Here is a 25757-nt window from a genome sequence, read left to right on the forward strand (position 1 = left end):
CACCGCACCCACCCGCCACCGAAGCGGGGTTGGGATGCGTCCGCCACACGGCTCCTGTAGGCTGCTCGGTCTCGCAGAAGTGACAGGGAGACCGCCGTGTTTGGCTGGTTCGAAAAACTCGTCGATCCGTTTCCGCAGACCCCGGCGCCGCAACCGCCCAAGGGGTTCTTCGCCTTCGTCTGGGCGGGCTCGCACGGGATGCGCCAGCTGATCCTGGTGCTGACCGTCCTGACCGCCGCCATCGGCGCCTTCGAGGCGCTGCTGTTCTCGATGCTGGGCTCGGTCGTCGACTGGCTCAGCGAGGTCCCGCCCGCGCAGTGGTGGTCGACCCAGCAGGACAAGCTGCTGCTGCTGGGCGGCATCCTGCTGGCCAGCCCGCTGCTGATCGCGCTGCAGGCGCTGAGCAAGTACCAGGGGCTGTCCAGCAACTTCCCGATGCGGCTGCGCTGGAACTTCCACCGCCACCTGCTCGCCCAGAGCATGAGCTTCTACCAGGACGAGTTCGCCGGACGCGTCTCGGCCAAGCTGATGCAGACGGCGCTGGCGGTGCGCGAGTGCTGGCTGATCGTCACCGACATCCTGGTCTTCATCACGATCTACTTCGTGACGATGCTGGGCGTGGTGGGCAGCTTCGACGCCACGCTGCTGCTGCCCTTCCTGGGCTGGCTGGCCTGCTACATCGTGGCGCTGACCTACTTCGTGCCCCGGCTGGGCAAGGCCGCCTCCGCGCAGGCAGACGCGCGCAGTCTGATGACCGGCCGCATCACCGACGCCTACACCAACATCAGCACCGTCAAGCTGTTCTCCCACTCCAACCGCGAGGCCGGCTTCGCCCGCGGCGCGATGCAGGACTTCCTGGGCACCGCCTACCGGCAGATGCGGCTGATCAGCGGCTTCGAGATCGTCAACCATGCGCTGTCGATGGGCCTGATCGCCTCCACCGCCGGCATGACGGTCTGGCTGTGGACGCAGGGCCAGGTGGGCATCGGCGCGGTCGCGGCGGCAACGGCGATGGCGCTGCGGCTGAACGGCATCTCGCACTGGATCATGTGGGAGATGGCCAGCCTGTTCGAGCACATCGGCACCGTGCAGGACGGCATCACCACGCTGTCGCGCCCGGTCGCGATCCAGGACGCCGCCGGCGCGACCACGCTCTCGGTGACCCGGGGCGAGGTCCGCTTCGACCACGTTGACTTCAGCTACGGCGGCCGCAAGACCGTGCTGCACGACCTGACGCTGACGATCCGCCCGGGCGAGAAGATCGGCGTGGTCGGCCGCTCGGGCGCCGGCAAGTCGACCCTGGTCAACCTGCTGCTGCGCTTCTACGACGTGGACAAGGGCCGGGTGCTGATCGACGGCCAGGACATCGCCGCAGTCACGCAGGACAGCCTCAGACGCCAGGTCGGCATGGTGACCCAGGACACCAGCCTGCTGCACCGCTCGGTGCGCGACAACCTGATGTACGGCCGGCCCGACGCGACCGAGGACGAGATGCGCGCCGCCGCCGAACGCGCCGAGGCGGTGGACTTCATCGACGGACTGACCGACCCCAAGGGTCGCCAGGGCTACGACGCGCATGTCGGCGAACGCGGCGTGAAGCTGTCCGGCGGCCAGCGCCAGCGGATCGCGATCGCGCGGGTGATGCTGAAGGACGCGCCGATCCTGCTGCTCGACGAGGCGACCAGCGCGCTGGACTCGGAGGTCGAATCGGCGATCCAGCGCAGCCTGTACCGGCTGATGGAAGGCAAGACGGTGGTGGCGATCGCGCACCGGCTGTCGACCATCGCGGCCATGGACCGGCTGATCGTGATGGACCAGGGCCGCATCGTCGAGCAGGGCGACCATGCGTCGCTGCTGGCGCAGGGCGGCCTGTACGCCAAGCTGTGGGCGCATCAGAGCGGCGGCTTCCTGGTCGAGGACGGCCTGGACGAGGACGGCCAGGGCGATGCGAAGCGCCGGCCCGCTGGCGGCCAGGCGCGCGAGGACGCCGACGACCGCGACGTCGTGCATGACGAGGCGGAATGACGACGGATGCCGGCAGCGGGCGCTGTCGCTCGAACAGGGCGGGCGGCATGGCGCGTTCGGCTCAAGGCGCGGAGGCGCTTGCGCACCACGCCGGCGATGATTCGTTTGGCCTCAATGGATTCACCGAAAGCCCGCGCTAACTTATCCATCGTCGGAGGGACGCCGCACGCCACCCGTTCAAGGGGTTGGTCGGGGTTTCCGGTCGGTGCCTTGTATGAAACACTGCGGTCGCAGGTCGGACGGGAGCGCCGATCCGCTTGAGCGTCCGCCCCTTCCTGGGGCCCGTGCACCACGAAAGCTGAGCTTATGGACAACAGCAGCGACACCCACCAGCAGCCCTCGGCCACCCCGGCAACCGCCGCGGGCACCGTCGTCTCGCAGCGCCGCCGTCGTTTCATCCAGGCGGGCGTGGTGCCAGTGGGCCTGACGCTGGCCAGCCGGCCGGCGATGGCCTGGCACTGCAACACCACCTCGGCCTGGGGCTCGGCGATCCTGCGCAACGGCGGCGCCAGCGTGCAGGCCCGCGCCGATGCCGCGGTGATCAACAACACCGAGTGCTGGTACATCGCCAACTGGAAGGACAACACCGGCCGGTCCCTGGTGCGCGGCGGCAACGCCCCCTGGAACTACGTGATCGCCCAGTGGTATTCCGGCAAGTCGCTCACCTACGCGCGCAACAACCTGACCGTGGCCAAGCTGTTCCCGGCCGGGTTGAAGAACGTCAGCGGCACCGCCAATGTCTACAACCTGCTGAAGAACGACTCGGCGGGCTACGGCACGATGATGATCGTCGCGCGTCTGAACACCCTGTTCGCCGGCAACAAGGTCAACCAGTGCGTGCTCTCGGCCACCGGCCAGGACATGCTGCTGCAGATGGCCTCGCAGGGCCCCGGCATCTTCAAGCCGGCCAACTCCACCGGCGCGGCCTGGACGCAGGCCGACTTCAAGAACTACCTGTACAGCAACTGGCTCGTGGCCTGATGGCCGGAGCCGCCTGGCACTGCAGGCCCTCGCTCAACGACGTGCTGCTCGCCTGGGAGGGCGAACAGCACGCGGTCTATTTCGACCCTGACACCGGGGACACCCACCTGATCGCCGCGCTCGGCGCGCAGCTGGCCGAATGGCTGGCCGCCGGGCCGCTGGACCGCGACCAGCTGCTGCAACGCCTGGCCCGCGACATCGACTGGGACGAGCCGCCCACGCCCGAGGCGTTGGCCGAGCTGCTGGACCTGCACCTGCGCCGGCTGGCCGAGATCCACCTGCTGGCCGAAGGCCCGGTGGAGGAGCCGGCCGCTTGAGACTGCAGGACGTCGGCACCGCCGGGCTGCGGGCCCGGATGCGCGACGGCGGCGTGACGCTGCGGCTGTCGCCGTTCACCGTGCGCGTGCGCTCCGACATCCCACACCTGGCCGCCGACGTGGCGACCATGTACCGCGACTTCGAAGTCGCCGGCGATGACGAATTCGTCGACTTCCACGTCGCCGTGCTGCGCAGTCCCCACTGGCTGAGCCGGCTGCAGGGCCGGGCCGAATTCTGGTTCGACGGCCAGCGCTCCTTCACGCCGCTGCCCGCCGCGCAGGCGCTGGCGATGCTGGAGTGGGGCATCAACTGGTGCATCGCCGCCCATGCCCACCAGTACCTGCTGATCCATGCGGCGGTGCTGGAGCGCGGCGGCCGCGCGCTGCTGATGCCGGCGCCGCCGGGTTCCGGCAAGAGCACCCTGTGCGCGGCGCTGGCGCATCGCGGCTGGCGGCTGCTGTCGGACGAACTGGGGCTGCTGGACATGAGCACCGGCCTGGTCCACGGCATGGCGCGGCCGATCAACCTGAAGAACGCCTCGATCCCGTTGATCCGCGCCTTCGCGCCGGAGGCGGTGTTCAGCGCCTCCATGCCCAACACCGCCAAGGGCACGGTCGCGCTGGTGCGGGCGCCGCAGGACGCGATCGACGCACGGCTCGCGCCGGCCCGCCCGGCCTGGGTCGTGCTGCCCGCGTGGCGCGCCGACGCGGCCGCGCAGCTCGTCCCGGTGGAGCGCGCCCGCGCCTTCATGGACCTGGCGGAGCAGTCCTTCAACTACGACGTCCACGGCCTGGCCGGCTTCCAGGCACTGGGGAGACTGGCCGACAGCTGCGGCTGCCATCGCTTCGAGTACAGCCGGCTCGACGAGGCCCTGGCCTGCTTCGACGCGCTCGAGGAGTCCGCGCCATGAGCGCCCGGCGCGACGATCGCCGCCGCCCGCTGCTCATCCGCGTGCTGCTGCAGCCCGCGGTCGCGGCCGGCTTGAGCCTGACCGAGTGGGACCTGCTGCTGCGACAGGCGCGGCGCTCCAACCTGGCCGGCCGGCTGGCCGAGCAGATGGAAACCGGCGGCTGGCTGGACACGCTGCCGCTGCCCGTGCAGCCCCACCTGCGCTCGGCGCTGCTGCTGTCGCGGCGGCAGGTGCAGATGCTGCGGCGCGAGGTCGAACTGCTGCGGCAGACGCTGGCCGAGCTGCCTGGCCCGCTGATCCTGCTCAAGGGCGCCGCCTATGCGCTGGGCGGGCATGCGCCCGCACCGGGCCGGCTGTTCAGCGACATCGACCTGCTGATCCCGCCCGAGCAGCTGCCGCGCTGCGAGACGACGCTGCTGGTGCACGGCTGGGATTTCGACGACGGCCTGGACGCCTACGACCAGCGCTACTACCGCGAGTGGATGCACGAGCTGCCGCCGCTGCACCACAAGCGCCGCGGCACCTCGCTGGACGTGCACCACACGCTGCTGCCGCCGACGGCGCGAACGCCGCTGGACAGCCGCGCGCTGTTCGACGCGCCGCGCCCGCTGCCCGGGCTCGCTGGCGTCTTCGTGCTGCCGCCGGAAGACATGCTGCTGCACAGCGCCGCGCACCTGTTCCACGAGGGCGAACTGCCCAACGGGCTGCGCGACCTGTTCGATCTCGATGCGCTGCTGCGCGAGTTCGGCGCGATCGAGGGCTTCTGGCCGCGGCTGGCGGCACGCGCGCGGCGCATCGGCCTGACGCGGCCGCTGTGGCTGGCGCTGCGCTACACGCGGCAGCTGCTGGACACGCCTTACCCGGACACGCTGCTGGATGAACTGGAGCCGCCGCCGGGACCGCTGGCGCTGCGGTTGCTGGATGCCTGTTACCGGCGCCTGCTGCGGCCGGGCCATGACAGCTGCCGCCTGCCGGGCCATGCGATGGCGGAGGTCGCGTTGTATGTGCGCTCGCACTGGCTGCGCATGCCGGCCGGGCTGTTGGCGCGGCATCTGGCGCGCAAGGCATGGTCGCGGATGACAACTGCCCCCGAAGTGCCCAAGGTCGAGACGCCTTAGGCCTTCGAAGACCCCCCTCACCCCTCCCTCTCCCCCTGAAGGGGGCGAGGGGGAACATGCCGCCCGGGGGCGGGCGCGGCCTTTGCCGCGAGGCCAAGGGCCTTCGCTTATGCTCGCTCCCCATGAACCGACCCAAGCCTTTCTCCATGATCCGCGAGTTCCATCTGGCGGACTGGTTCACCCTGGGCAACGCCTTCTGCGGCGTGGGCGCCCTGTTCTCGGTGATGACCTTCCTGCAGACCGGGCTGACGCAGCACCTGTACTACGCCTGCGCGCTGATCCCGGCCGCGCTGGTCTTCGACGTGCTGGACGGCCGCATCGCGCGCTGGCGCCAGAAGAGCTCCGCGATGGGGCGTGAACTGGACTCGCTGGCCGACGTGATCTCCTTCGGCGTCGCCCCGGCCGTGATCGCCTATGGCTGTGGCATGCAGGGCCTGTGGGACCGCATCGTGCTGGGCTTCTTCGTGGCCAGCGGCGTGTCGCGCCTGGCGCGCTACAACATCACCGCCGAAAGCCTGTCCGCGGGCAGCGACAAGGTTGCCTACTTCGAGGGCACGCCCATCCCCACGTCGTTGCTGCTGGTGATCGTGCTGTGGATTGCCGCCTGGCAGGGCGCGATCGGCGACGCGTTGTGGTTCGGCGCCATCAAGCTGGGCGGCTTCACCCTGCATCCGCTGGTGCTGCTGTTCGCGGTCTCCGGCTCGCTGATGATCAGCCGCATCCGCATCCCGAAGCTGTGAGCTGGCGCTGAGCGCCGACGCGCTTGGACGTGCGTCCAGCGCTGGGCCCGATGACGACAAAGGCCGCCCGAGGGCGGCCTTTTGTCATGGCGCTCGCGCGTGGGACATCGACGGCGAATCAGGACGGGCCCGGCGGGAGGCCGAATCGGAATGGGCGCCCCTGTGCTGCGCCCCAACGCGCCGCCTCAGGGCCGCCTCAGGGCCGCCCGCCCAGGATGCGGTTGCTGCGCGCGGCCAGCTTCTTGAACTGCAGCGCCACGGCATCCTCGCCGCCGGCGCGCGTCGCCGTCGCGCGTGCCAGGCCCGTGCCGGAGGCGCTCGCCGCCGGGCAGCTGCCGTTGGCGCGGTATTGCAGCGCCGCGGCCAGCATCGCCTCGTTGGCGTCACCCAGCGCGTGCTCGAAGTCGTCCGCCACCGCGCAGCCCTTCACGCCGGTGGCGCCGCTGCCCGCGGGCACGAAGCCGTCCGCGTAGTCGCCGAAGCCCTTGTTGTTGACGCCAACGAATTCGATCGGGAAGTAGCTGTAGCCGCAGTTGTCCTTGGCCGTGAAGCCATAGGGCTTGCCGCAGGTGGTGCCGCCCACCAGCACGACCTCCACGTCCACGCCGCGCAGGCTGTTGATCAGCGCCTCGCTGGCCGAGCAGGTGCCCGACTGCGCCAGCACGAACACGCGCCGCAGGTTCAGCGCCGGCAGCGGCTGCCGCGAGCTGCAACGGCCGTCCGCCGTCATCAGGCAGGACTGGTCGTAGAACGGCGTCTTCGAACCCTCGCTGTTGGTCTCCGCGCTGCGGCGGCTGTTGTAGCGCAGGTGCTCGAAGGTCTTGCCGGAAGTCGCCGCGCTGCCCGCGATCATGTAGGCCAGCTCGCTGGCGATGAACAGGTAGCCGCCGCCGTTGTAGCGGAGGTCGACGATCAGGTCGGACACCCCCTGGCCGCGGAAGTCCTGCATCGCGGCGATCAGCTGCGCTTCCGCCGGAAGGATGTGGTCGTTGAAAACCAGGTAACCGACCTTGCCGCCATCGGCCGCGGTCAGCACCTGCCGGGTCGGCACCGGCGTCTTGGTGACGTTGGCGGCGACCAGCGTGAGGTCGCGGCTCACGCCGGAATTGGCGGTCAGCACGAAGCGGTGGCTCGCGCCGGCGGTGTCGGGGAACAACGCGCCGTTGAGGGTCTTGACGCCCGCCGCGTCGTTGACATCGGCCGCCGCGCCGTCGGCGCTCACCAGCGTGTCGCCGCGGCGCACGCCGGCGCGATCGGCGGCGCTGCCCGGTTCGACGAACGCGACGCGCAGGCCGCGCGGCGGCGTCGCCGACTTCATCCGCCATTCGATCCCGTAGCCGAGCTCGACGCCGCCCTGCGACAGCGCGTTCCACTCGCGGGTGCTCATCATGAAGCTGAACTGGTCCTTGCGTTTGCCGCTGGCGGTGGTCGCCGGCGAGCGCAGGTCGTCGAAGTAGTTGTCCAGCGCGGTCTCGACATCGCTGCCGCTGTAGCGCGGGGCCGAGGCATCGATCGACGGCACGTCCTCGCGCCACAGGTAGGCCTCGTCGAAGTAGGCGCGGATCCAGTTCTTCTCGGTCGCCAGCGAGCCGCTGCGCTGACTGGCCTCCGGGTTGCCCGGCGCGCATTGCTGGGCGTAGGCGGCGCTGGGCTGGAGCACCGCGCCGGTGTTGCCGCCGTTGCCCGTGCCACCGCCACCGACGGTGCCGCCACCGGTCTCGCCGCTGCCCACCACCGGCGTGCCGCTGCTTCCCCCACCGCCGCCGCATGCGCTCAGCAGCATCGCCCCGACGGCGCCAGCCACGGCCAGGCGCGTCACCCGCCACATCGCGGATCGATTCATGTCAACTCCCTCGCGGGACGGTGTCCCGTTGTTGTCGGTATCGCGGGCGCCCCCTTTTGGAAGGCGTCCGCCAGCGTCGAGGGCGGAGTTATAGCGGGAAACCGGCGGCGTACAGCCGCTCAAATGGGCGGTTCTGCTCTCAAAGTGACCAAAGACGCCCCCTCGCCACTGGCGAAGATCCGCCACCCGAACCAAGTCGGCGGCGCGGGCAGCTCGAAGACCTGGCCGGGCTCGAGCCAATGGTCGTCGGCGCAGCCGGCGCGGGTGATCCAGGCGCGGCCGCCGAAGACCCGCAGGCGCACCGGCCGGCGCAGGCGCAGCGTGACGGGCCGGCCGTCGGTCGGCAGCACGATCGCGTCCAGGCCGGGCGCGGGTGGGACAAAGGCCGGCGCGGGCGAGAGCCGGGGCCGGAACAGCGGAGGGAGGAGGCGCAGCGGTTGCATGGCCCAACGATAGGAAGCGGCTGTGCGGCGCTCCATCCACAGCGGCCGACCGATGCGGCGCATACAGCGCGCGCACGACCGTGACCTGTGCTGGCCGGCTTGCCGCTGATCTGTATTGGTCATTGCCAACCCGGAACACACAGAATCGACGCATGGACGCGCCGCTGCTACCGCTGTATATGCAACTCGCCGACCGCATGGCCCGGTCGATCCGGGCGGGCACGCTGAAACGCGGCGAGCGGCTGCCCTCGGTGCGGGAGCTGGCCGGCCAGCACGGCGTGTCGCTGTCGACGGCGGTGCAGGCCTACCGCTGGCTGGAGGATGCCCGGCTGATCGAGGCCCGGCCGCGCTCCGGCTACTTCGTCGCCGCGCGGCCGCCGCGCCTGCCGGAGCCGCGGGTCTCCCGGCCCGACACCGCCTCGCGCATGGTGCAGCTGGACCAGCTCGGCGTGCAGGTGATGGCGCTGTCGCAGGATCCCGGCTTCATCTCCTTCGGCGCCGCCTGCCCGGGTCCGGAACTCTTCGACCAGGACCGCGTGCGGCGCGCGATGGCCCGCGCCGTGATGCGCCATCGCGAGCTGCTGTGCACCTACCCGATCGGCCCCGGCATGGAGGAGGCCCGACGCGCGGTGGCCCGCCATGCGCTCGGGCTGGGCTGCGTGCTGGACCCGGACGAGGTGGTCATCACCAACAGCTGCATCGAGGCGATCAGCCTGTGCCTGCGCGCCGTCTGCAAGCCCGGCGACGTGGTGGCGCTGGAATCGCCGACCTATTACGGCTTCCTGGAGATCCTGCAGAGCCTGCACCTGCGCGCGCTGGAGATCCCGACGCATCCGCGTCACGGCATGTCGCTGGACGCGCTGCAGCTGGCCTTCGAGACGCAGCAGGTCAAGGCCGTGCTGACGGTGCCGACGCTGTCCAACCCGCTGGGCGCCTGCCTGCCGGTGCCCGAGCGGCGGCGCCTGGCCGCGATGCTGGCGCGGCACGACGTCGCGCTGATCGAGGACGTGCTCTACAACGACCTGTCCGAGCAGGAGGACAAGCGCCGCGCGGTGAAGTCCTTCGACACGACCGGGCACGTGATGATCTGCGGCTCCTTCTCGAAGACGATCGCGCCGGGGCTGCGGCTGGGCTGGGTCGAGGCGGGCCGCTGGGGCCGGGTGTTGCGGCAGACCAAGGCGGTGCAGTCGGGCGCGCAGACCAGCGTGCTGGAGCTGGCGCTGGCCGACCTGCTGACGCAGGCCGGCAGCGGCGCGGCGCTGCGGCATCTGCGCGCGACCATCGCCGCCCGCGTCGACGAGGCGCGCCAGCTGATCGCCGAGAGCTTCCCCAAGGGCACGCGGGTGTCGGACCCCGCGGGCGGCTTCATCCTGTGGGTGGAACTGCCGGAGGCGCTCGACTCGGCGCAGCTCTATGAAGCGTGCCTGGCCGAGCACATCGTCATCGCGCCGGGGATGATGTTCTCGGCGAGCCCGCGCTTCCGGAACTGCGTGCGGCTGGGCGTCGGCGGCAAGTGGGGCCCCGAGCATCCGCGCGCGCTGCGCCGCATCGGCGCGCTGGCCAAGCAGCTGCTGATGAGCCCGCCGGACGAGCTGGCCGCGTAGGCCGCGCGCCGGCGGCGCTCCGCGCGCTCAGCCCTGCAGCCACTCGTCGTCCGCGTCCAGGCCCTTGGGCGCCTTGAGCCGCGTCATCGCGGCCTCGTCGTCGAGCAGGCGCCAGCGCCACCAGTCGGTGCTGATCGACTTGATCAGCGCCGCGTGATGCGCGGCCAGCCGCTCCGGCGCGCGTTCACGCGGACGCCCGAGCAGCCGCTGTCCGAAGCCGGCGCCGCGCTCGCCAGCGCCGCCCAGGCTCATGTGATCGGCGCCCTCCAGCCACAGCTGGGCCTTGGCGCCGGCCGGCAGCGCGTCGTAGACGGCGCGGCGGTAGCGACCGTCGCGCTCCGGGCCGAGCGGATTGCCGTCGAGGCTGCCGGTCAGGCACAGCATCGGGCGGGTGATGCCCTTGATGCCGCCGGCGCCATGCCCCACCGAGGGGCTGAACGCCGCGAAGGCCTTGAAGTGCGATTCCGACAGGTCCGGCGCGCCGCGCACCTGGTAGTCGCGGCCGGCGACCGCCAGCGTGGTCTGCGCGCCGAAGGAATGCCCGGCCATGCCCAGCGCCTCCGGTCGCACCCGCGACCAGGGGCCGTTGCGGTCCTGCCGCAGCTTGAGCAGCTGCTCGACGGCGAACTGCACGTCATGGGCGCGCTCGACCAGTTGCTCGGCGGTGGCGGCGGCCTTGACCGCGGGCAACCCGCCGCGCCAGATCGCGCGGTCGCTGCCGGCATGCTGCAGATGCAGCGTCGCGACGCCGGCCTCGGCCCAGGCCTGCGCCCACTCGGTGCCGCCGTCGAGGCTGCCGCCCAGTCCGTGCGAGAACACCACCAGCGCGACCGCACCGTCGCCCTCGGGCAGGCGCAGGCGCCAGGGAATGTCGCGCAGGCGGGACCGGTCGTGCCAGCGGCCTTCGGTCACGCCGGCCTCGGCCTGGGCTTCCGCCTTCGCCTCGCCCTCAGGTGCGGCCCGGGCCGGCCAGGCGCCGAGCGCCGCGGAGGTCGCACCCAGGGTCAGCGCCGAAGCGCGCCGCAGCAGCGCGCGCCGGGTCGGGTCAGCATCACGGCGGAACTGGGGGGACGGCCAGGTCAGCGACCGCGCCAGCGGTTGGGTGAACGTCTCGTCGAGCGGCTGGGTGAACGTCTCGTCGAGCGGCTGGGTGAGCGTGTCGTCGAGCGGCTGGATGTGCAGTTCGTTGAGCGGCTCGTTGAGCGATTGGACCTGACAGCGGGCGTGAGGTGGGGCGATGGGCATCCGTCGATTCTGCAGAGGCCGGCGCCGATGGCACCGACTTTTACCGGCCTCGGGGACGACGGCACGGGGGCCGCCGTCATGCCGACGAGGCGGGCAGATGCCGTTCCCGGGCCGGTGGCACCGGCTTGAGGCGCAGCGCCCAGCAGACGCCGCCGACCAGCAGCACCACGCCGGCGACGCCCATCAGCGGCGGCCACGCGCCGCGGTGCACCTGGGCGTAGACCAGCGCGGCCAGCGTCTCGAAGACGATGAGCTGGCCCACCAGCGTCGTGGGCAGGCGCTGGCTGGCCTCGTTCCAGCACAGCGTGCCGAGCCAGGACGCGAACAGCCCGACCGCCATCATCAGTCCGACATAGGGCCACAGGCGCGGCCCGGTGGGGAAGTCGAAGCCGGCGGGCAGCAGCGGCAGGCCGGCGCCGTCGGCGACCGCGAGCACCAGGAAGGCCAGCGCCGCCATCGGCAGCGTCACCAGCCCCTGGGCGGTGGCCCAGGCGCGGGGGCTGCGGTCGGCATGGGCGCGCAGCCAGTCGGCATTGCGGATCGGGTACCAGGTCCAGCAGGCCAGCGCGATCAGCGCCAGGCCGGCGCCCTGCAGGTAGCGGCCCAGCGCCTGCGGGGCCAGCGCCGCCTGCTCGACCTGGTTGACGCAGCCGATGCCCAGCGCGATCAGCAGCAGCGCCGGCGCCAGGTCGCGCCAGCGGTAGTGGCCGTCGCGCGCCGCGTTGCGGTGGTTGGAGCAGACCGCGATCACCACCGGCAGCGTGCCGATGATCATCGTGGGCAGCGGCCCGCCGGCGCGCTGGATCGCGGCGGCCAGCGTCAGGTAGTAGAGGAAGTTGCCGATCGCGCTGAGCTTGACCGCGTCCGTCCAGTCGGCCCGCGTCAGGCGCCGCAGCTCGCGCCAGTCGATCAAGGCCAGCGGCAGCGCCAGCAGCCCGAAAGCCAGGTAGCGGCCGGCCATCAGCATGGCGGCGGGGTAGTCGGGCAGCAGCAGCGGCGTGACGAAGACCAGGCCCCACATGAGGCCGGCGGCGAGCGCGAACAGGAATCCGGACAGCATGCGGCGCAGTGTCGCGCCGCGTCAGGCCCGGCGTCTTGTACCGAGTTGCTGTTGGTAGCGCGCCGGGGTGAGGCCGTAGCGGCGCGCGAAGCTGCGCGTCAGGTGCGCCTGGTCGGTCAGCCCGACGGCGGCCGCGATCTGCGCCGGCGCATGGCCGGCGGCGAGCTGGCGTTTGGCCTCGTTGAGCCGCAGCGCCATCAGCGCCTGCTGCGGCGTCGCATGGTGCTGCGCCTTGAAGCTGCGCAGGAAATGGAAGGGGCTGAGCCCGGCGACGGCGGCCAGCCGGGCGGTGTCCAGCGACTCGTCCAGGTGGGCCCGCATGTGCTCGATCACCGGCGCGAAACGCGGCGCCGCGCCCTCGGGCCGCACCGGCGCGCGATGGGCGTGGCGGCTCAGTCCCTGGACCAGCTCGAGCAGCGCGCTGTCGAAGGCCAGCGGCTCGCGGGCGCGCCACAGCGCGGCGATCAGCGCCGCGGCCTGCGTCGCGGCCGCCGCGTCGTGCGCCACCGCGGCGTCGAAGCGCCAGGCGGGACCGCCGTACAGCTCGGAGAGCAGCTGCTCGTCGAGGTAGACCATGCGGTAGCCCCAGGCATCGGCGGTGGCGGCCTCGCCGGTGTGGATGTCCTCGGGATTCATCAGCATCAGCGTGGCGCGCGGCGCGAGGTGCTCGCCGCCGCGCCAGCGGAAGCGGCCCACGCCGTCCGTGATCGCGCCCAGGCCGTAGGCCTCGTGCGTGTGCGGCTCGAAGCTGTGCCGCAGGATGTGGGCGTGGTAGAGCTCCACGCCCGCGCGGTGCGCGGGGCGACGGTACTGGGCCCGATCCTCGGGATGCTCGAACGCCGTGGGCATGGGCGGGAGTCTATGCCCGGCCCGCCGGTTCAGAGCAGCCCGGGCGTCATCCCGGTCCAGCGCTTGAACGAGCGCCGGAAGTTGCTCTTGTCGTGGAAGCCCAGCGTGCGCGCCACCGCCTCGCCGCGCTGGCCGCGCAGCAGCATCAGGTAGAGCGCCGCGTGCGCGCGGACCTGGTCGAGCTGCGCCTGGTGATGGGTGCCGAGCTGGGCCAGCTGCCGCTTCAGCGTGGCGGGGCTGACGCCGAAGCGCTGCGCGCTGCGCTCCAGCGACGGATCGCCGCCGACCTCGCCCAGCAGGTGGTCGTAGAGCACGGCGAGCTGCCCGCGCCAGGCGGCCTGCGGATCGGCGCCCTGCCCCAGCGCGCCGAGCGCCATCGCCGCGCGGCCGGCCGCCGCCGCCGGCCAGGGATCGACGGCCGCCGACAGCGGCAGCCGCATCGCGTCGACCTGGCAGCCGAAGTGCAGCGCCGGGCCGAGGTAGGCCGCGTGCCGCGACAGCTCACGCGGCCGCGTGCGGTTGAAGCTGAAGCGCCAGGGCAGCGACCGGCCGCCGCCCAGCCACTGCGCCATCGCGACGACCGCGCTCATCTGCATGTCCACCAGCAGCGGCTGCAGGCTGGGCGGCGCGCCGCAGGCCTCGGTCCAGACCAGCAGCAACTCGTCGGCGCTTTCCACCAGCCGCGGCGTCAGCAGCGGCGACAGCCGCGCGGGCCAGTCGCACAGCACGCGCAGCGCCTGGCGCAGGTCGCCAGCCTGCTGCAGCGCCTGGCTGGCCAGGCCGTAATGGCCCGGGAGGCTCAACTGGCCGACGACGAAACCCACGTCGCCCGCCAGCGGCTGCAAGGCAGCCAACATGGACAGCAGTTGGCGCGCGGACAGCGCCTGGCCCGGCACCACGCCGCAGCGGCCCAGCCACTCGGCCGGATCGATGCCGCGGCTGCGGGCGAACTCGGCCAGCAGCGCGCCCTGGTAGGCCCAGGGGATGAAGGCGTGGTCGGCGCCATAGGCGGTCGCGGCGCGCGCCGGCAGCGCCTGGCGCAGCGCGGAAAGCGCGTCGTCGGGCTCGGGCGCCGCGCGGGTGGGCGCGCTCACCGCAGCCGCTCCAGCAGGCGCAGCAGTTGCGCCTCGCCGTCTTCGTCGGGATCCAGCGTCGCGCTGGCCATGCGGGCGCCGAGCCGCGCCCGGGTGCGCCCGTCCGCGCAGGGATGCACATGCGCGGACAGCGCCGCCAGCAGGTCGCCCGGCAGCGCCGAGTCCGCATTCGGCAGCAGCGCGACGAAACGGTCCGCCGCGTAGCGGCACAGCAGGTCGCCCTCGCGCAGCTGCAGCAGCAGCAAGGGCCCGGTGGCCTGCAGCAGCCGTTCCGACTCCGCCAGCCCATGCTGGCGCGCCAGCGCGGGCAGGTCCTGCCAGCCCAGCATCACCAGCGTCGTGGGCACGGCGGGCGCGCGCCGCAGGCGCTCGATCTGCGCGAGCAGGTAGGCGCCGTCGCCCAGCTGCGTCAGCCCGTCGATCTGCGCGTGTTCCCGGTAGCCGCGCTCACGGCCGGCGCGCAGCGCGTTCAGCGCCAGCTGTTCCTGCCGCCACAGGTGCAATCCGAAGGTCAGCCCGGTCATGCCGACGACGTGGCAGGTGGATTCCATCCCCATCAGCAGCGTGAACGCGCGCGGGAACTTCCAGAACTCGTCCATCAGGTCCGCCCAGCCGCCCAGCAGCATCCCCGCCAGCCCCAGGCACAGCCAGGTGGTGACGCGGCCGGCGGGCCGGCTCGCGCGCAGCTGCACCAGCCACAGCGCCAGCATCGCCACGATCAGCGATTCGCTGAGGATGTCGACCCAGCGCCACTGCGCCAGCGGCTTGGCGACGGCCCAGTAGCCGAAGGACCAGGTGACGGCCGCCATCGCCAGCAGCAGCCCATGGCCGAAATGGCGCGAGCCCGCGACCGGCGCGAGCACCAGCGGCGGACGCGGCAGCACGACTTTCATGGCGCGCGATGCTAGGCAGCGTTTGTGACAGTCGCCGTCACACGCGGCGCCGGGGGTCGGATCGGCTCACGCGCCGGGCCTGGCGGAGCCGTCCGGGCCGCGGCGCGTCGAGAATCCCACGCTGTCACGGACCCGCCATCCCGGCTTCCTAACGTGCGCCGCCATCCGTGACTCACCGACCTCCTCCCATGCGCACGCCGCCCCGCCCGACGCTCCTCGCCCTGTGCCTGTCCAGCCTCTTCGCCGCCGCGCCCGGCTGGGCGCAGCAGGCCGCCGACACCCGTCCCGACACGCGCCCTGAGGCCGCCGCCGACCTCCGCAAGGACGCCCGCGCGGACGCGCCCGCCACCAAGGACGCGAAGGCCGACGCCCGCAAGCTCGACACCGTCGTGACGGTGGGCCAGGCGGCGGCGCTGCGCTCCGCGCTGGACAAGCAGTCCGCGGCGCCCGGCATCGTCAACATCGTGCACGCCGACGGCATCGGCCAGCTGCCCGACAACAACGCCGCCGAGGCGCTGGCCCGCATGCCGGGCGTGTCGGTGGAGCGCGACCAGGGCGAAGGCCGCTTCATCCGGGTCCGCGGCCTGGGCCCGGACTACAACGCGGTCAACATCAACGGCGCGCTCACACCCGCTTCCGAGTCCGACCGCCGCGCCCCCGGCCTGGACCTGGTGCCGGCCGGCCTGATCCGCTCGCTGGAGGTGCAGAAGACGCTGACGCCGGACCAGGACGCCAACTCGCTGGGCGGCACGGTGACGGTGCGCACGCTCAGCGCCTTCGACCAGCCCGGCCGGCTGTTCACGATGGAACTGGGCGCCAACCACGACGCCAACGCCGGCAGGACCCGGCCGCGCGGCTCGGTCGCCTTCGCCGACCGTTTCGCCGGCGGCACGCTGGGCGTGGCGCTGGCGCTGTCGGCCGACCAGCGCCGCTTCGCCAGCGACAACGTCGAGACCGGCGGCGACTGGGACGGCGACAAGCTGGCCAGCTTCGAGCTGCGCCGCTACACCATCACCCGCGAGCGCGTCGGCGCGGCGCTGAACCTGGACTTCAAGCCGGACGAGGCCTCGCTGGTCTACCTGCGCAGCTTCAGCAGCCGCTTCACCGACCAGGAGCAGCGCCAGTCGATCGCGATCGAGTTCGACGAGCCGCTGGCGCCCGGCGAGACCGGCGACGGCACCGTCAGCCGCGGCCTGAAGGCGCGGCGCGAGATCAACAAGTCCAGCGCCGTGGTGCTGGGCAGCGAGCTCAGCCGCGGCGACTGGAAGTTCCGGGCCGAGGCCGGTGCCGGCCGCGCCAGCGAGGACAAGCCCGACACGCTGGCCTCGTCCTCCTTCACCGCGGACTTCTCCGGCCTGGGCTACACCGACACCGTCCGGCCGATGCCCACGGCGGTGGCCGGGCTGGGCGACGCCTCGCGATACGCCTTCAACAAGGCCAAGGTGGAGCAGAGCAGCGCCACCGACCGGGTGCGCCACCTGAAGGCCGACGTGCAGCGCGAGTTCGACCTGGGCGGCTGGGACCTCGACCTCAAGACCGGCCTGAAGGCGATGCGCCGCGACAAGGACAACGCGCAGGAGACCTATGCGCCCAGCGCCAAGGTGCTGAAGAAGGCGCCGTACAACGTCCCCTCGGCGCAGCTGGGGCTGGGCCAGTTCGTCGGCGGCGGCGAGGTCGACTACCCGTGGACCGCCTTCGGACCCGGCATCGATGCCGGCAAGCTGCGCGGCCTGTACGGCGCCTATGACCTGAACGCGTTCCGCGACGCGGTCGACTCGTCGGTCAACGACTACACGATGAAGGAGCGCACCGACGCCGGTTACCTGCAGGCGACGCTGGAGCGCGGCGGCACGCAGTGGCTGGTCGGCGTGCGCCACGAGCGCGTGCGCTTCACCGCCGACGGCACCGCCTGGAAGGACGGTGTGCTGAGCGCGATGCACCAGGACACGCGCTCGCGCCACTGGCTGCCGGCGGTGCTGCTGCGCCAGAAGCTCAACGAAGGCCTGGTGCTGCGCGCGGCGCTGACACACGCGGTGGTGCGGCCGGCCTTCGGCCAGCTGAGCCCGGGCGTGACCGTCGACGGCGACGAGGCCACCGTCGGCAACCCGCTGCTCAAGCCGCTGCGCGCGCGCAACCTGGACCTCGGCCTGGAGCAGAGACTGGGGCGCGACGGGGTGCTGTCGGCCGCGCTGTTCCACAAGAAGATCCGCGACTTCGCCTTCCAGACCGACCTGGCCGGCACGCCGGGCTGGGAGGACTTCAGCCATGTCGAGTCCTTCGCCAACGGCGGCGACGCGACGGTGCGCGGGCTGGAGCTCTCCTGGAGCCAGGCGCTGAGCACGCTGCCGGCGCCGTGGAACGGCCTGGTGATCGGGGCCAACGGCAGCTTCGTGAAGTCGCGCGCGACCATCGGCGGTCATGACGAGGGCCGCTTCGTCAGCCGGCGCATCGCGCTGCCGAGCCAGTCCGACCGCAGCATCAACCTCAGCCTGGGCTGGGAGTCGCCGGCCTTCGGCGCGCGCATCGCGCTGAACCACAAGTCGCCCTATCTGCTCGAGGTCGGCGACGTGCTGGACGCGGCGCAGGACCGCAAGGTCGACACGCAGAACCAGATCGACGCGTCGATGCGCATCCAGCTGACGAAGCAGCTGCAGCTGCAGTTCGAGGCGCTCAACTTGAGCAACGAACGCTATTACGTCTACCAGGGCAGCAAGGCCTTCAACACCCAGTACGAGCAGTACGGGCGGGCCTACAAGCTCAGCCTGAAGCTGGCGATGTTCTGAAGGAGCGGCAGGTCATGACGATGAAGACGATGAGGACGCCCCGCGCCGCTGGGATGACGATCCGCGCGCTCCTGGCGACGGCTGTTGCGGCTGCGGGCGCGTTCGTCCCGATCGCTCAGGCGGGTTCTGGACCGGGAACGACAACGGGCACGGCGGCAACGTCGACCGCGCCGGTGCTCGAGCTGGGCAAGAACGGCCTGCGGCTGCTCGACGCCGCGGGCCAGCCGGCGGACGAGTTCAGCGTGCGCGCCAAGCGCTGGGATCGACGCCGGCTCGCGGACGGCACGACCGTCGCGCTGCTGCAGGACGCCGACACCGGCGTCCTTCGCCTGATCGAGGTGCGGGACCAGCGCCTGCGCGAGCGCGGCCAGTGGGCGGCGCCGGCCATCGACGTCGAGGCGATCTGCCTCTACCTCGAGCCGCGCCAGCAGACGCTCCAGGCCTTCCTGCTCGGCAGCGATGGTTTATCGGAGCAATGGCTGCTGACGCCGCCGCCCGCCGACCCGGCCAAGCGCCGCGCAAGCAGCGCAAGCAGCACGAGCAGCACGAGCAGCACGAGCAGCACGAGCGGCTTGACCGGCACGAGCGGGCTCCAGGGCGCGCGCTCGCCGATGCCGGCCCAGGTACTGCGCCAGCTGGCGACGATCCCGGACGCCAAGAGCTGCGCGGTGCGCGACGACGAGGCGACGCTGTACATCGCCGAGGCCGACGTAGGCCTGTGGGCCTTCGAGGCCGACGCCGAGCGCTCGGGCCGCGCGCTGGTCGCACCGGGGCTGGCGCCCAAGGACCTGGCGCTCTGGCTCGAGGCCCGCGCGGCGCGTCCCCGCCCGGTGGTCCCGGTCGCGGTCCCCTCGGCGCAGACCGAGCCGGTGCGGGGCGGCGGCGACGCCGCGGACGATCCCGCCATCTGGGTCCATCCGACGCAGCCGACACGCAGCCGCATCCTGGGCACCGACAAGAAGCGCGGCCTGGCGGTCTACGACCTGCAGGGGCGCGAGACGCAGTTCCTGCCGGTCGGCCGCGTCAACAACGTCGACCTGCGGCAGCGCCTGCGCCACGACGGCCGCGACTGGGACCTGGCCGTCGCCACGCAGCGCGACCGTCACAGCGTGTTGCTGTTCGGCATCGACGGCGGCGGCCGCGTGAGCCCCCTGGCCGAGTTGCCGACGGGGCTCGACGAGGTCTACGGCGTCTGCGCCGGACGCAACCCGGCGGGCGGCCTCGACGTGTTCGTCAACGACAAGGACGGGCGCCTGCTGCAGCTGCGGGTGGCGCGCAGCGCCGGCGCCTGGTCGGCCACGACGGTCGCCACGATGCGGCTGGCCTCGCAGCCGGAAGGCTGCGTGGTCGACGAGCCGGGCCGGCAGCTCTTCGTCGGCGAGGAGAAGCGCGGGCTGTGGCGCGTCGCGCTGGAAGCGGATGGCCGGCTGGGCGACGCCGCGCTGATCCTGCCGGTCGGGGAGACGCTGCATGCCGATGTCGAGGGCATGGCGGTGCATCGCAGCGCCCAGGGCGCGTGGCTGGTGGTTTCCTCCCAGGGCGACGACAGCTACGTGCTGCTCGACGCGGACGCGCCCCATGCGGTCCGGGGACGCTTCCGTGTCGGCCTGAACCCGGCCCGCGGCATCGACGCGGCATCGGAGACGGACGGACTGGACGTCAGCGCGGCCGCGCTCGGCGGCGAGTACGGCGAGGGGCTGCTCGTCGTCCAGGACGGCCACAAGCGCTGGCCGATGGGACGGCAGAACTTCAAGCTGGTGCCGTGGCAGGCCGTGATGCGCGCGGTTGAGCCCCCGGCGTCATGTGATGGTTGCCCGGCCTCGCGCGAAGCCCGATGATCGCGGCCCTTTCAACCGGGCCCCGGCCCACGCCTCGACTTCGCGCATGTCCTCTGAAATCGTCGTCCGCCCGATCGCCCCGTCCGACCTCGCCGCCTGGCGTCCGCTCTGGGACGGCTACAACGCCTTCTATGGCCGCGCCGGCGAGACCGCCCTGCCCGAGGCGGTGACGGCCTCGACCTGGGCGCGCTTCTTCGATGAACGCGAGCCGGTCCACGCCTTCGTCGCCGAGCTCGACGGGCGGCTGGTCGGCCTGACGCATTACCTCTTCCACCGCAGCACGACCCGCATCGAGGACACCTGCTACCTGCAGGACCTGTTCACCGCCGAGGATGTCCGCGGCCGTGGCGTCGGCCGCGCGCTGATCGCGGCGGTCACCGCGGCGGTGCAGGCGCGTGGCGGGCATCGCCTCTACTGGCAGACGCACACGACCAACGCGGCCGGGCGCGCGCTGTACGACCGCGTCGCGGAGCACAAGGGCTTCCTGATCTACGGCCAGGATTTCTGAGCGGGGCTTCAGAGCGGGGCTTCTGAACGAGCCCGATGGCGGGCAGCGGCCCGCCGGACGGGTCGAGAGCAGGCGCGCGCTCAGCAGCGGCGCCGGCGCAGGTCCTGGCGGGCGCTCTCGGCCAGGTCGGCGCCGCGCAGGCCGCCCTCCGGGAAGGAGGCCGTGCCCATCTGCAGGCGCACCTGCAGCATCCGCGTGTCCACGCCGTACGGGCTGTTCAGCGCCGGGGCCAGGCGCTGCTGCACCAGGTGGGCCTCGCGCAGGCCGGCGTCCAGCAGCAGCACGGCGAAACTGGTCTCGCCCACCTGCAGGACCATGTCGGTCCCGCGCACCCGGCTGCGCAGGCGGCGACCCACCGCCGTCATCAGCTGCGACCGGGCCTCGAGCGCCGCGCCGCGGTCCGCGGCGCCCTCGCCCTCGACCTCGCTTTCATCGGCGGCTGGCGGCTCGCCGGACGCGGGGGCCGCCAGGGTCGCGTCGTCCCCGGCATCGGCCGGCGCCGCCTCCAGCCAGAGCACCGACAGGTGACCGCCGTAGCGGCGGCACTGCGTCAGCTGGCGCGAGATCATGAGGCCGAACTCGGCCAGCGAATCGACGCGGGGCAGCCACAGCGCCGGCGTCTGGCGCGCCGGCTTGGCAGGCGCCGCCTGACCCTCCTCCATGGCGGCGGACGCGACGATGGCGGTGGACAGGCTCATGCGCGACAGCTCCAGGTCGAGGACGGATCCATGCCCGCGTGCGGCACCGGGCCGACCCGCGGGGAACGAATGAATGGGGTTGAGGACACGACCTGCTGAAGCAGCCCGATCCATGCCGGCCTCCCTTGCCACACTGACCAGCCGTGCCCTCACCTATCTAAAACGGATTCCTCACCGCCCTCCCGACATCCGCTCACAAAAATCTGCTGGGTAGAAACCCTTAAATTGATGTCGAGACCCACCGGTTTGCGTCATCCGTCGCCCAGGCTCCTGTAACAAGGTCATACACCCCCGCTAGAGTTCCGCCTCATGAAGGACATCACCCAACTGCTGCACGAGGCCGGCCAAGGCGACCGGTCCGCCGCCGACCAGGTGGTGGCGCAGCTGTACGGCGACCTTCAGCGGCTGGCGCGGCAGCGCATCCGGCAGGCCGGCGAGATGACGCTGCTGGACACCACCGCGCTGGTGCACGAGGCCTGGCTGCGCCTGGCGGGCGCGCAGGGCCAGACCTTCCCCGACCGGCGCCACTTCCTGGCCTACGCGGCGCGGACCATGCGCCACGTCGTCATCGACCTGGTGCGGGCGCGCCAGGCCGAGCGCCGCGGCGGCGACCAGCCCGACCTGACGCTCAACACCGCGGTGGTCGAGGGCGCGCCGCAGTCCGACGACCACATCCTGCGCGTGCACGAGGCGCTGGAGGAGCTCGCCACCATCGACGCGCGGCTGGCGCAGGTGGTGGAGATGCGGTATTTCGGCGGCTTGCTGGAGCAGGAGATCGCGGAGGCGCTGGGCGTCACCGAGCGGACCATCCAGCGCGACTGGCAGAAGGCGAGAATCCTGCTCTCGATGAGCCTCAAGGACTGACCCCCGGGTCGGCACCGCGCGGTCCGTCGATACGGCGCAAGTCGCCCAAGATGCCCACGACGCCCAAGAATCCCAAGACGCCCGACGATGGACGCACTCGATAAACAGCGCTGGATCGCGCTGAGTCCGCTGCTCGACGAACTGCTCGACCTGGAGGAGCCCGCCCGGGGCCGCCGCCTCGCGGAGATCCGCGCCGGCGACGTCGCGATGGCCGAGCACCTGGAGGCGCTGCTGGCGCGCGATGCCGCGCTCGACGACGACCGCTTCCTCGAGCAGCCGGCGGCCGAGGTGCTGCAGGGGCCGGTGCCGTCGGCGGTGCCGCCGCTGGACTTCCGCGGCGAGACGCTCGGGCCCTATGAGCTCGAGCGCGAGCTCGGCCAGGGCGGCATGGGCGCGGTGTGGCTGGCGAGCCGGGCCGACGGCCGCTTCGAGGGCCAGGTGGCGGTCAAGTTCCTGAAGTCGGGGCTGTTCGGCAAGGGCGACAGCGGCCGCTTCGAGCGCGAGGGGCAGATCCTGGCGCGGCTGTCGCATCCGAACATCGCGCGGCTGCTGGACGCGGGCGTGCATCACGGGCACCAGCCCTACCTGGTGCTGGAGTATGTGGACGGCCTGCCGATCGACCGCCACTGCCAGGTCAACGGGCTGGACGTGGAATCGCGGATCAAGCTGTTCCTGGACGTGCTGGCGGCGGTGGCGCATGCGCACCAGCGGCTGATCCTGCATCGCGACCTCAAGCCCAGCAACATCCTGGTCACGCATGACGGGCAGGTGAAGCTGCTGGACTTCGGCATCGCCAAGCTGCTGGACGACGCGACGCACTCGGGCGTGGCCACCGAGCTGACGCAGCGGGCCGGCAGCGCGTTCACGCCGCAGTACGCGGCGCCGGAGCAGGTGCAGCAGGCCGACGTCACAACGGCCACCGACGTGTACGCGCTGGGCGTGCTGCTGTACCAGATGCTGGGCGGCCGCCATCCGACGGCGGACGACACGCAGACCCACCTGGACCGGCTGCGGGCGGTGGTGGAGCTGGTGCCCAAGCGGCTGTCGGACGTGGCGAGCGACCAGCTCGACCCGGTGATCGCGCGGCAGGCCAAGCTGCTGCGGGGCGACCTGGACACGATCGTCGGCAAGGCGCTGAAGAAGAAGCCGTCGGAGCGGTATGCCAACGCGGAGTCGATGGCGGTGGACCTGCGGCACTGGCTGGCGCACGAGCCGATCACGGCGCGGCCGGACACGCGGCTGTACGTGCTGGGCCGCTTCGTGCGGCGGCACCGCTGGAGCGTCGCGGCGAGCAGCGTGGCGGTGCTGGCGCTGGTGTCGCTGACGGGGCTGAGCGTGCTGCAGGCGCGGCGGGCGGAACGCGCGGAACACCAGGCGCAGGAGCGGCGGCAGCAGGCGGAGGACCTGCTGAGCTACATGCTGGGGGAGTTCGCCGACAAGCTGCGGCCGGTCGGGCGGCTGGAGCTGCTGGACAGCGTGGGGAGCAAGGCGCTGACGTATCTGGCGCAGGATCAGAACGCCACGCCGATGGAGCGGCTGCAACGCGCCAAGGCCTTGACGGTGATCGGTGAGGTCCGTGTCTCCAAGCGGAATCTCAAGGAGGCGCTGGAGCCGTTGCAGGCGGCACGCAAGCTGCTCGAGGGCGCCCCGCCCTCGCCCGACCTGACGGGCGAGTGGCGCAAGGCGCAGGGCGCGGCGGCGTTCTGGGTCGGCCATGTCCATTACTACGCGCGCGAGCTCGACCGGGCGACCGAGGCCTGGCTCGCCTACCGGGACGCGGAACAGGCCTGGCTGGACGCGCAGCCTCGCAACCGCGAGGCGCTGATCGAGCTCTCCTACGCCTACAACAGCCTGGGCACTGCCAAGCTGGAGTTGGCGGACCTGCGCTCGGCGACGGCCTTCTTCCGCAAGTCCATCGAGCTCAAGAAACAGGGGCTGCAAGAACCCGCGGACGCCGGCAATGCCGCTGCGCGGATGGACCTGGCGGACAGCTTGAGCTGGCTCGGGACGACGCTGCTCTGGCAGGGGCTGGACCAGGCCGCCGCCCACACCTTCGCGGAAGGCGCGTCGCTGATCGCCGAAGTCCGACGCGACGCGCCGCAGGACGGGTGGGCTTACCGCGAGGCCATCATGCATCGCTGGAAGGCGGAGGCCCTGGTCAACACCGGTCAGCGCGACGCCGCCATCCGGGATGCCTCCGCCGCCAGGAGCATCCTCGAGACGCTGGCCGCCAAAGATCCGTCCAATGTCCAATGGCAGATCAACCGGATCCGGATGCAGCTGCTGGACACCGAGGTGCAGGGCAGCCTGCTGCCGCCGCAGGAACGCAAGGAACGCCTCCAGACCGTGCGGCGCGCCCTGGACCTGCTCACGAAGGATGCCGAGCGCATCGACGGTCGGGTGCTCGACGCCTGGATGGTCTGGTCCACCCAGCAGGCACGGTCGCTCAGCCAGGACGGCGACATTGCCGCCGCACAAGCGGTGCTCGCGAACGCGGTGCAGCTGGTGCAGCCGACCCTCGACAAGCGGCCCCGCGAGGTGCGGATCCTGAGCGGGCTGCTACTCGTCCGGCAGCTGCAGATCGAATTGCTGAAGGGCCGCACCAGCCCGCAGCAGGCACGCGAGCGACAGGCGGTATGCCAGGATGTTGTTGACAGGATCGAGAAGATGGCCGGCCTGATTCGGGTTCATCAGCAGATCACTCGCGCATGGGTTGATGCCCAATCCTGCTTGGGACAGGGAGGACGCGGAGACGTCAGGCAATCTGCCGAGTGGCTCGCGCGGGATCGATCAGGCATCGCTCCGACCTGACCATTACCAAAACTGCTCAAGGAGTGATTCGATGACCAACACGTTCTATGTCGCTGCCCAGGTCAGCGCCGATGGCAACTTCGCGGACTGCACGTACTACGCCGACCAGGCGGGCACCGAGCCCATCGAAGGTTCCACGCTCCACATTCCCCGCGACGCGGGCTCCTGCAACTTCGCGCAGGCCGACAACACCAGCCTGCTGCTGATCGGCGCCACCTTCAAGACGATCGGCTCCACACCCGGCATGAACGGCAGCAATTTCGCGCCGGCCGATGACGAGAACGTCGTCACCTTCCCGATGCCGACGAACGGCTCGATCATCACCAAGGGCGTCATCCTGCTCTTCTCCACGCCGGGGCAGGTCGAAAACCTCTACCCGAGCAGCGATCCCCAGGTCCTGAACGACGGCCCGCTGACCTGCTGATCCCGTCGTCCGCGTCGATACGCAAAGGGCCGCATCGCGGCCCTTTGCTCATTCACGGGGCCCGACCAGCGCGGCCGCGGCCTCCTCCCCCATCACCCGTCCCAACCGGGACGGGTTCACCCGATCCATCACCCGCGCATCGAGCGTGAATTCCTTCTGCTGCGTATAGGCCACCGCGCCGATCCGCGGCTGGCTGCCGGCCGCCTGCGGACCCAGCAGCCCCAGCACCGGATACACCCGCAGCCGCGCAATCAGCAGCCCCTGCGCGACGTCGGCGAACAGCGCCGTTTCCAGCACCCGCGTGCAGCCGCGCCGCTGCACCTCGGCGAGCAGCCCTTGCAGGTTGCGCGGCAGGTCGGTCGCCGAAACCGGCAGCACCAGGTTGATCACCGGCAGCCCCGCGGCCGCCAGCGGCTCGCGCACGGCAAGGTTGAAGGCGCCGTTGGCCTCGTCCCAGCGACGATTGGCCGCCGGCTGCTCGGGATCGAAGTTGCGCCCCTGTCCGAACAGCAGCACGCACGGCGCGCCCGACGCGGCGCTCGACGCGGATCCCGCGCCGGCCACGGCGGGCGCCTGCGCCATCGCGGGCGCGCCCGTCAGGAGCAGGACGGTCAGGGCGGCGATCTGAAACGCCTGTCGGAAGTGCGGTCTCGGCATGGGGCGGATTGTGCGTCGCCGGGCTCGCCGCACAATGGCCGCTTCGTCTGG

22 protein-coding genes are annotated in these 25757 nt (G+C 71.8%); 13 read left to right on the forward strand and 9 right to left on the reverse strand.

Annotated features, from left to right (window positions below):
* The first annotated feature begins 96 nt into the window (after positions 1-96).
* The 6 genes from BM393_RS16840 (at position 97) to BM393_RS16865 (ending at position 6092) form a co-directional block, all read left to right on the forward strand.
* Positions 97-2025: an ABC transporter ATP-binding protein gene (locus BM393_RS16840; RefSeq protein WP_091728776.1), complete on the forward strand. Its 1929-nt coding sequence runs from the start codon at positions 97-99 to the stop codon at positions 2023-2025.
* Positions 2026-2331: 306 nt separating this feature from the next.
* Positions 2332-3006: a hypothetical protein gene (locus BM393_RS16845; protein ID WP_091728781.1), complete on the forward strand. Its 675-nt coding sequence runs from the start codon at positions 2332-2334 to the stop codon at positions 3004-3006.
* Positions 3006-3323: an HPr-rel-A system PqqD family peptide chaperone gene (locus BM393_RS16850; RefSeq protein ID WP_091728785.1), complete on the forward strand. Its 318-nt coding sequence runs from the start codon at positions 3006-3008 to the stop codon at positions 3321-3323. Before BM393_RS16845 ends, BM393_RS16850 begins: the two co-directional genes overlap by 1 nt.
* Positions 3320-4234 (forward strand): HprK-related kinase A, encoded by a 915-nt coding sequence (locus BM393_RS16855; protein WP_091728789.1) that lies wholly within the window; start codon positions 3320-3322, stop codon positions 4232-4234. The genes BM393_RS16850 and BM393_RS16855 overlap by 4 nt, the downstream gene beginning before the upstream one ends.
* The gene (locus BM393_RS16860; protein ID WP_091728792.1) at positions 4231-5352 is read left to right on the forward strand and encodes a nucleotidyltransferase family protein; all 1122 of its coding nucleotides are present in this window, start codon (positions 4231-4233) and stop codon (positions 5350-5352) included. The genes BM393_RS16855 and BM393_RS16860 overlap by 4 nt, the downstream gene beginning before the upstream one ends.
* 122 nt (positions 5353-5474) lie before the next feature.
* On the forward strand, positions 5475-6092 hold the full coding sequence (locus tag BM393_RS16865; protein WP_091728796.1) for a phosphatidylcholine/phosphatidylserine synthase: 618 nt from the start codon (positions 5475-5477) through the stop codon (positions 6090-6092).
* A 196-nt stretch (positions 6093-6288) separates the two neighbouring features.
* Here the strand turns inward: BM393_RS16865 and BM393_RS16870 are convergent, their stop codons facing one another.
* Both BM393_RS16870 and BM393_RS16875 read right to left on the reverse strand, forming a co-directional pair.
* Positions 6289-7935 (reverse strand): S41 family peptidase, encoded by a 1647-nt coding sequence (locus tag BM393_RS16870; protein ID WP_254783481.1) that lies wholly within the window; start codon positions 7933-7935, stop codon positions 6289-6291.
* A 119-nt stretch (positions 7936-8054) separates the two neighbouring features.
* Positions 8055-8378 (reverse strand): DUF2917 domain-containing protein, encoded by a 324-nt coding sequence (locus tag BM393_RS16875; RefSeq protein WP_175538380.1) that lies wholly within the window; start codon positions 8376-8378, stop codon positions 8055-8057.
* A gap of 152 nt (positions 8379-8530) precedes the next feature.
* On the opposite strand from BM393_RS16875, the gene BM393_RS16880 reads away from it, so the two are divergent.
* Positions 8531-9982: a PLP-dependent aminotransferase family protein gene (locus tag BM393_RS16880; RefSeq protein ID WP_091728803.1), complete on the forward strand. Its 1452-nt coding sequence runs from the start codon at positions 8531-8533 to the stop codon at positions 9980-9982.
* Positions 9983-10009: 27 nt separating this feature from the next.
* On the opposite strand, the gene BM393_RS16885 is transcribed toward BM393_RS16880, so the two are convergent.
* The 5 genes from BM393_RS16885 to BM393_RS16905 all read right to left on the reverse strand — a co-directional run bounded on the left by BM393_RS16885 (position 10010) and on the right by BM393_RS16905 (position 15123).
* Positions 10010-11227, reverse strand: a complete 1218-nt coding sequence (locus BM393_RS16885) for a hypothetical protein (RefSeq protein ID WP_091728806.1) — start codon at positions 11225-11227, stop codon at positions 10010-10012.
* 76 nt (positions 11228-11303) lie between these two features.
* Entirely contained in the window at positions 11304-12287 is a 984-nt protein-coding gene (locus tag BM393_RS16890; RefSeq protein WP_091728810.1) for a DMT family transporter, read from the reverse strand.
* Positions 12288-12308: 21 nt separating this feature from the next.
* The gene (locus tag BM393_RS16895; RefSeq protein ID WP_091728814.1) at positions 12309-13136 is read right to left on the reverse strand and encodes an AraC family ligand binding domain-containing protein; all 828 of its coding nucleotides are present in this window, start codon (positions 13134-13136) and stop codon (positions 12309-12311) included.
* A 29-nt stretch (positions 13137-13165) separates the two neighbouring features.
* Positions 13166-14230, reverse strand: coding sequence for an AraC family transcriptional regulator (locus BM393_RS16900; protein WP_254783482.1), 1065 nt, complete (start codon positions 14228-14230; stop codon positions 13166-13168).
* Positions 14227-15123 carry a diguanylate cyclase domain-containing protein gene (locus BM393_RS16905; RefSeq protein ID WP_091728818.1) on the reverse strand — a complete coding sequence of 299 codons (897 nt, stop codon included), beginning with the start codon at positions 15121-15123 and terminating at the stop codon, positions 14227-14229. Before BM393_RS16905 ends, BM393_RS16900 begins: the two co-directional genes overlap by 4 nt.
* Positions 15124-15311: 188 nt before the next feature.
* On the opposite strand from BM393_RS16905, the gene BM393_RS16910 reads away from it, so the two are divergent.
* The 3 genes from BM393_RS16910 to BM393_RS16920 are packed head-to-tail and all read left to right on the forward strand — an operon-like array spanning position 15312 to position 20252.
* The gene (locus tag BM393_RS16910) at positions 15312-17906 is read left to right on the forward strand and encodes a TonB-dependent receptor (RefSeq protein WP_091728822.1); all 2595 of its coding nucleotides are present in this window, start codon (positions 15312-15314) and stop codon (positions 17904-17906) included.
* 14 nt (positions 17907-17920) lie between these two features.
* Positions 17921-19744 carry a phytase gene (locus tag BM393_RS16915; RefSeq protein WP_091728827.1) on the forward strand — a complete coding sequence of 608 codons (1824 nt, stop codon included), beginning with the start codon at positions 17921-17923 and terminating at the stop codon, positions 19742-19744.
* Between the two features lie 46 nt (positions 19745-19790).
* The gene (locus BM393_RS16920) at positions 19791-20252 is read left to right on the forward strand and encodes a GNAT family N-acetyltransferase (protein ID WP_091728831.1); all 462 of its coding nucleotides are present in this window, start codon (positions 19791-19793) and stop codon (positions 20250-20252) included.
* A gap of 80 nt (positions 20253-20332) precedes the next feature.
* Here BM393_RS16920 and BM393_RS16925 read toward each other — a convergent pair whose 3' ends face one another.
* The gene (locus tag BM393_RS16925; RefSeq protein ID WP_175538381.1) at positions 20333-20950 is read right to left on the reverse strand and encodes a diguanylate cyclase domain-containing protein; all 618 of its coding nucleotides are present in this window, start codon (positions 20948-20950) and stop codon (positions 20333-20335) included.
* Between the two features lie 309 nt (positions 20951-21259).
* On the opposite strand from BM393_RS16925, the gene BM393_RS16930 reads away from it, so the two are divergent.
* The 3 genes from BM393_RS16930 (at position 21260) to BM393_RS16940 (ending at position 25049) form a co-directional block, all read left to right on the forward strand.
* Positions 21260-21814: an ECF-type sigma factor gene (locus tag BM393_RS16930; RefSeq protein ID WP_091728837.1), complete on the forward strand. Its 555-nt coding sequence runs from the start codon at positions 21260-21262 to the stop codon at positions 21812-21814.
* 87 nt (positions 21815-21901) lie between these two features.
* Positions 21902-24625, forward strand: coding sequence for a serine/threonine-protein kinase (locus tag BM393_RS16935; RefSeq protein ID WP_091728841.1), 2724 nt, complete (start codon positions 21902-21904; stop codon positions 24623-24625).
* A 31-nt stretch (positions 24626-24656) separates the two neighbouring features.
* Complete coding sequence (locus tag BM393_RS16940; RefSeq protein ID WP_091728846.1) at positions 24657-25049, forward strand: hypothetical protein; 393 nt, start codon at positions 24657-24659, stop codon at positions 25047-25049.
* Between the two features lie 48 nt (positions 25050-25097).
* On the opposite strand, the gene BM393_RS16945 is transcribed toward BM393_RS16940, so the two are convergent.
* Entirely contained in the window at positions 25098-25706 is a 609-nt protein-coding gene (locus tag BM393_RS16945) for a hypothetical protein (RefSeq protein WP_091728851.1), read from the reverse strand.
* Positions 25707-25757: the final 51 nt, after the last annotated feature.

The sequence above is a fragment of the Mitsuaria sp. PDC51 genome (assembly GCF_900113225.1).
In the GTDB taxonomy this organism is placed as follows: domain Bacteria; phylum Pseudomonadota; class Gammaproteobacteria; order Burkholderiales; family Burkholderiaceae_C; genus Roseateles.

What these genes read in the sequence shown, in the direction of transcription:
- BM393_RS16845 (WP_091728781.1), top strand. Translation starts at nt 2,332, where the DNA reads ATGGACAACAGCAGCGACACCCACCAGCAGCCCTCGGCCACCCCGGCA.
- BM393_RS16850 (WP_091728785.1), top strand. Translation starts at nt 3,006, where the DNA reads ATGGCCGGAGCCGCCTGGCACTGCAGGCCCTCGCTCAACGACGTGCTG.
- BM393_RS16860 (WP_091728792.1), top strand. Translation starts at nt 4,231, where the DNA reads ATGAGCGCCCGGCGCGACGATCGCCGCCGCCCGCTGCTCATCCGCGTG.
- BM393_RS16865 (WP_091728796.1), top strand. Translation starts at nt 5,475, where the DNA reads ATGAACCGACCCAAGCCTTTCTCCATGATCCGCGAGTTCCATCTGGCG.
- BM393_RS16870 (WP_254783481.1), bottom strand. Translation starts at nt 7,935, where the DNA reads ATGAATCGATCCGCGATGTGGCGGGTGACGCGCCTGGCCGTGGCTGGC.
- BM393_RS16875 (WP_175538380.1), bottom strand. Translation starts at nt 8,378, where the DNA reads ATGCAACCGCTGCGCCTCCTCCCTCCGCTGTTCCGGCCCCGGCTCTCG.
- BM393_RS16880 (WP_091728803.1), top strand. Translation starts at nt 8,531, where the DNA reads ATGGACGCGCCGCTGCTACCGCTGTATATGCAACTCGCCGACCGCATG.
- BM393_RS16885 (WP_091728806.1), bottom strand. Translation starts at nt 11,227, where the DNA reads ATGCCCATCGCCCCACCTCACGCCCGCTGTCAGGTCCAATCGCTCAAC.
- BM393_RS16890 (WP_091728810.1), bottom strand. Translation starts at nt 12,287, where the DNA reads ATGCTGTCCGGATTCCTGTTCGCGCTCGCCGCCGGCCTCATGTGGGGC.
- BM393_RS16895 (WP_091728814.1), bottom strand. Translation starts at nt 13,136, where the DNA reads ATGCCCACGGCGTTCGAGCATCCCGAGGATCGGGCCCAGTACCGTCGC.
- BM393_RS16905 (WP_091728818.1), bottom strand. Translation starts at nt 15,123, where the DNA reads ATGAAAGTCGTGCTGCCGCGTCCGCCGCTGGTGCTCGCGCCGGTCGCG.
- BM393_RS16910 (WP_091728822.1), top strand. Translation starts at nt 15,312, where the DNA reads ATGCGCACGCCGCCCCGCCCGACGCTCCTCGCCCTGTGCCTGTCCAGC.
- BM393_RS16915 (WP_091728827.1), top strand. Translation starts at nt 17,921, where the DNA reads ATGACGATGAAGACGATGAGGACGCCCCGCGCCGCTGGGATGACGATC.
- BM393_RS16920 (WP_091728831.1), top strand. Translation starts at nt 19,791, where the DNA reads ATGTCCTCTGAAATCGTCGTCCGCCCGATCGCCCCGTCCGACCTCGCC.
- BM393_RS16925 (WP_175538381.1), bottom strand. Translation starts at nt 20,950, where the DNA reads ATGAGCCTGTCCACCGCCATCGTCGCGTCCGCCGCCATGGAGGAGGGT.
- BM393_RS16930 (WP_091728837.1), top strand. Translation starts at nt 21,260, where the DNA reads ATGAAGGACATCACCCAACTGCTGCACGAGGCCGGCCAAGGCGACCGG.
- BM393_RS16935 (WP_091728841.1), top strand. Translation starts at nt 21,902, where the DNA reads ATGGACGCACTCGATAAACAGCGCTGGATCGCGCTGAGTCCGCTGCTC.
- BM393_RS16940 (WP_091728846.1), top strand. Translation starts at nt 24,657, where the DNA reads ATGACCAACACGTTCTATGTCGCTGCCCAGGTCAGCGCCGATGGCAAC.
- BM393_RS16945 (WP_091728851.1), bottom strand. Translation starts at nt 25,706, where the DNA reads ATGCCGAGACCGCACTTCCGACAGGCGTTTCAGATCGCCGCCCTGACC.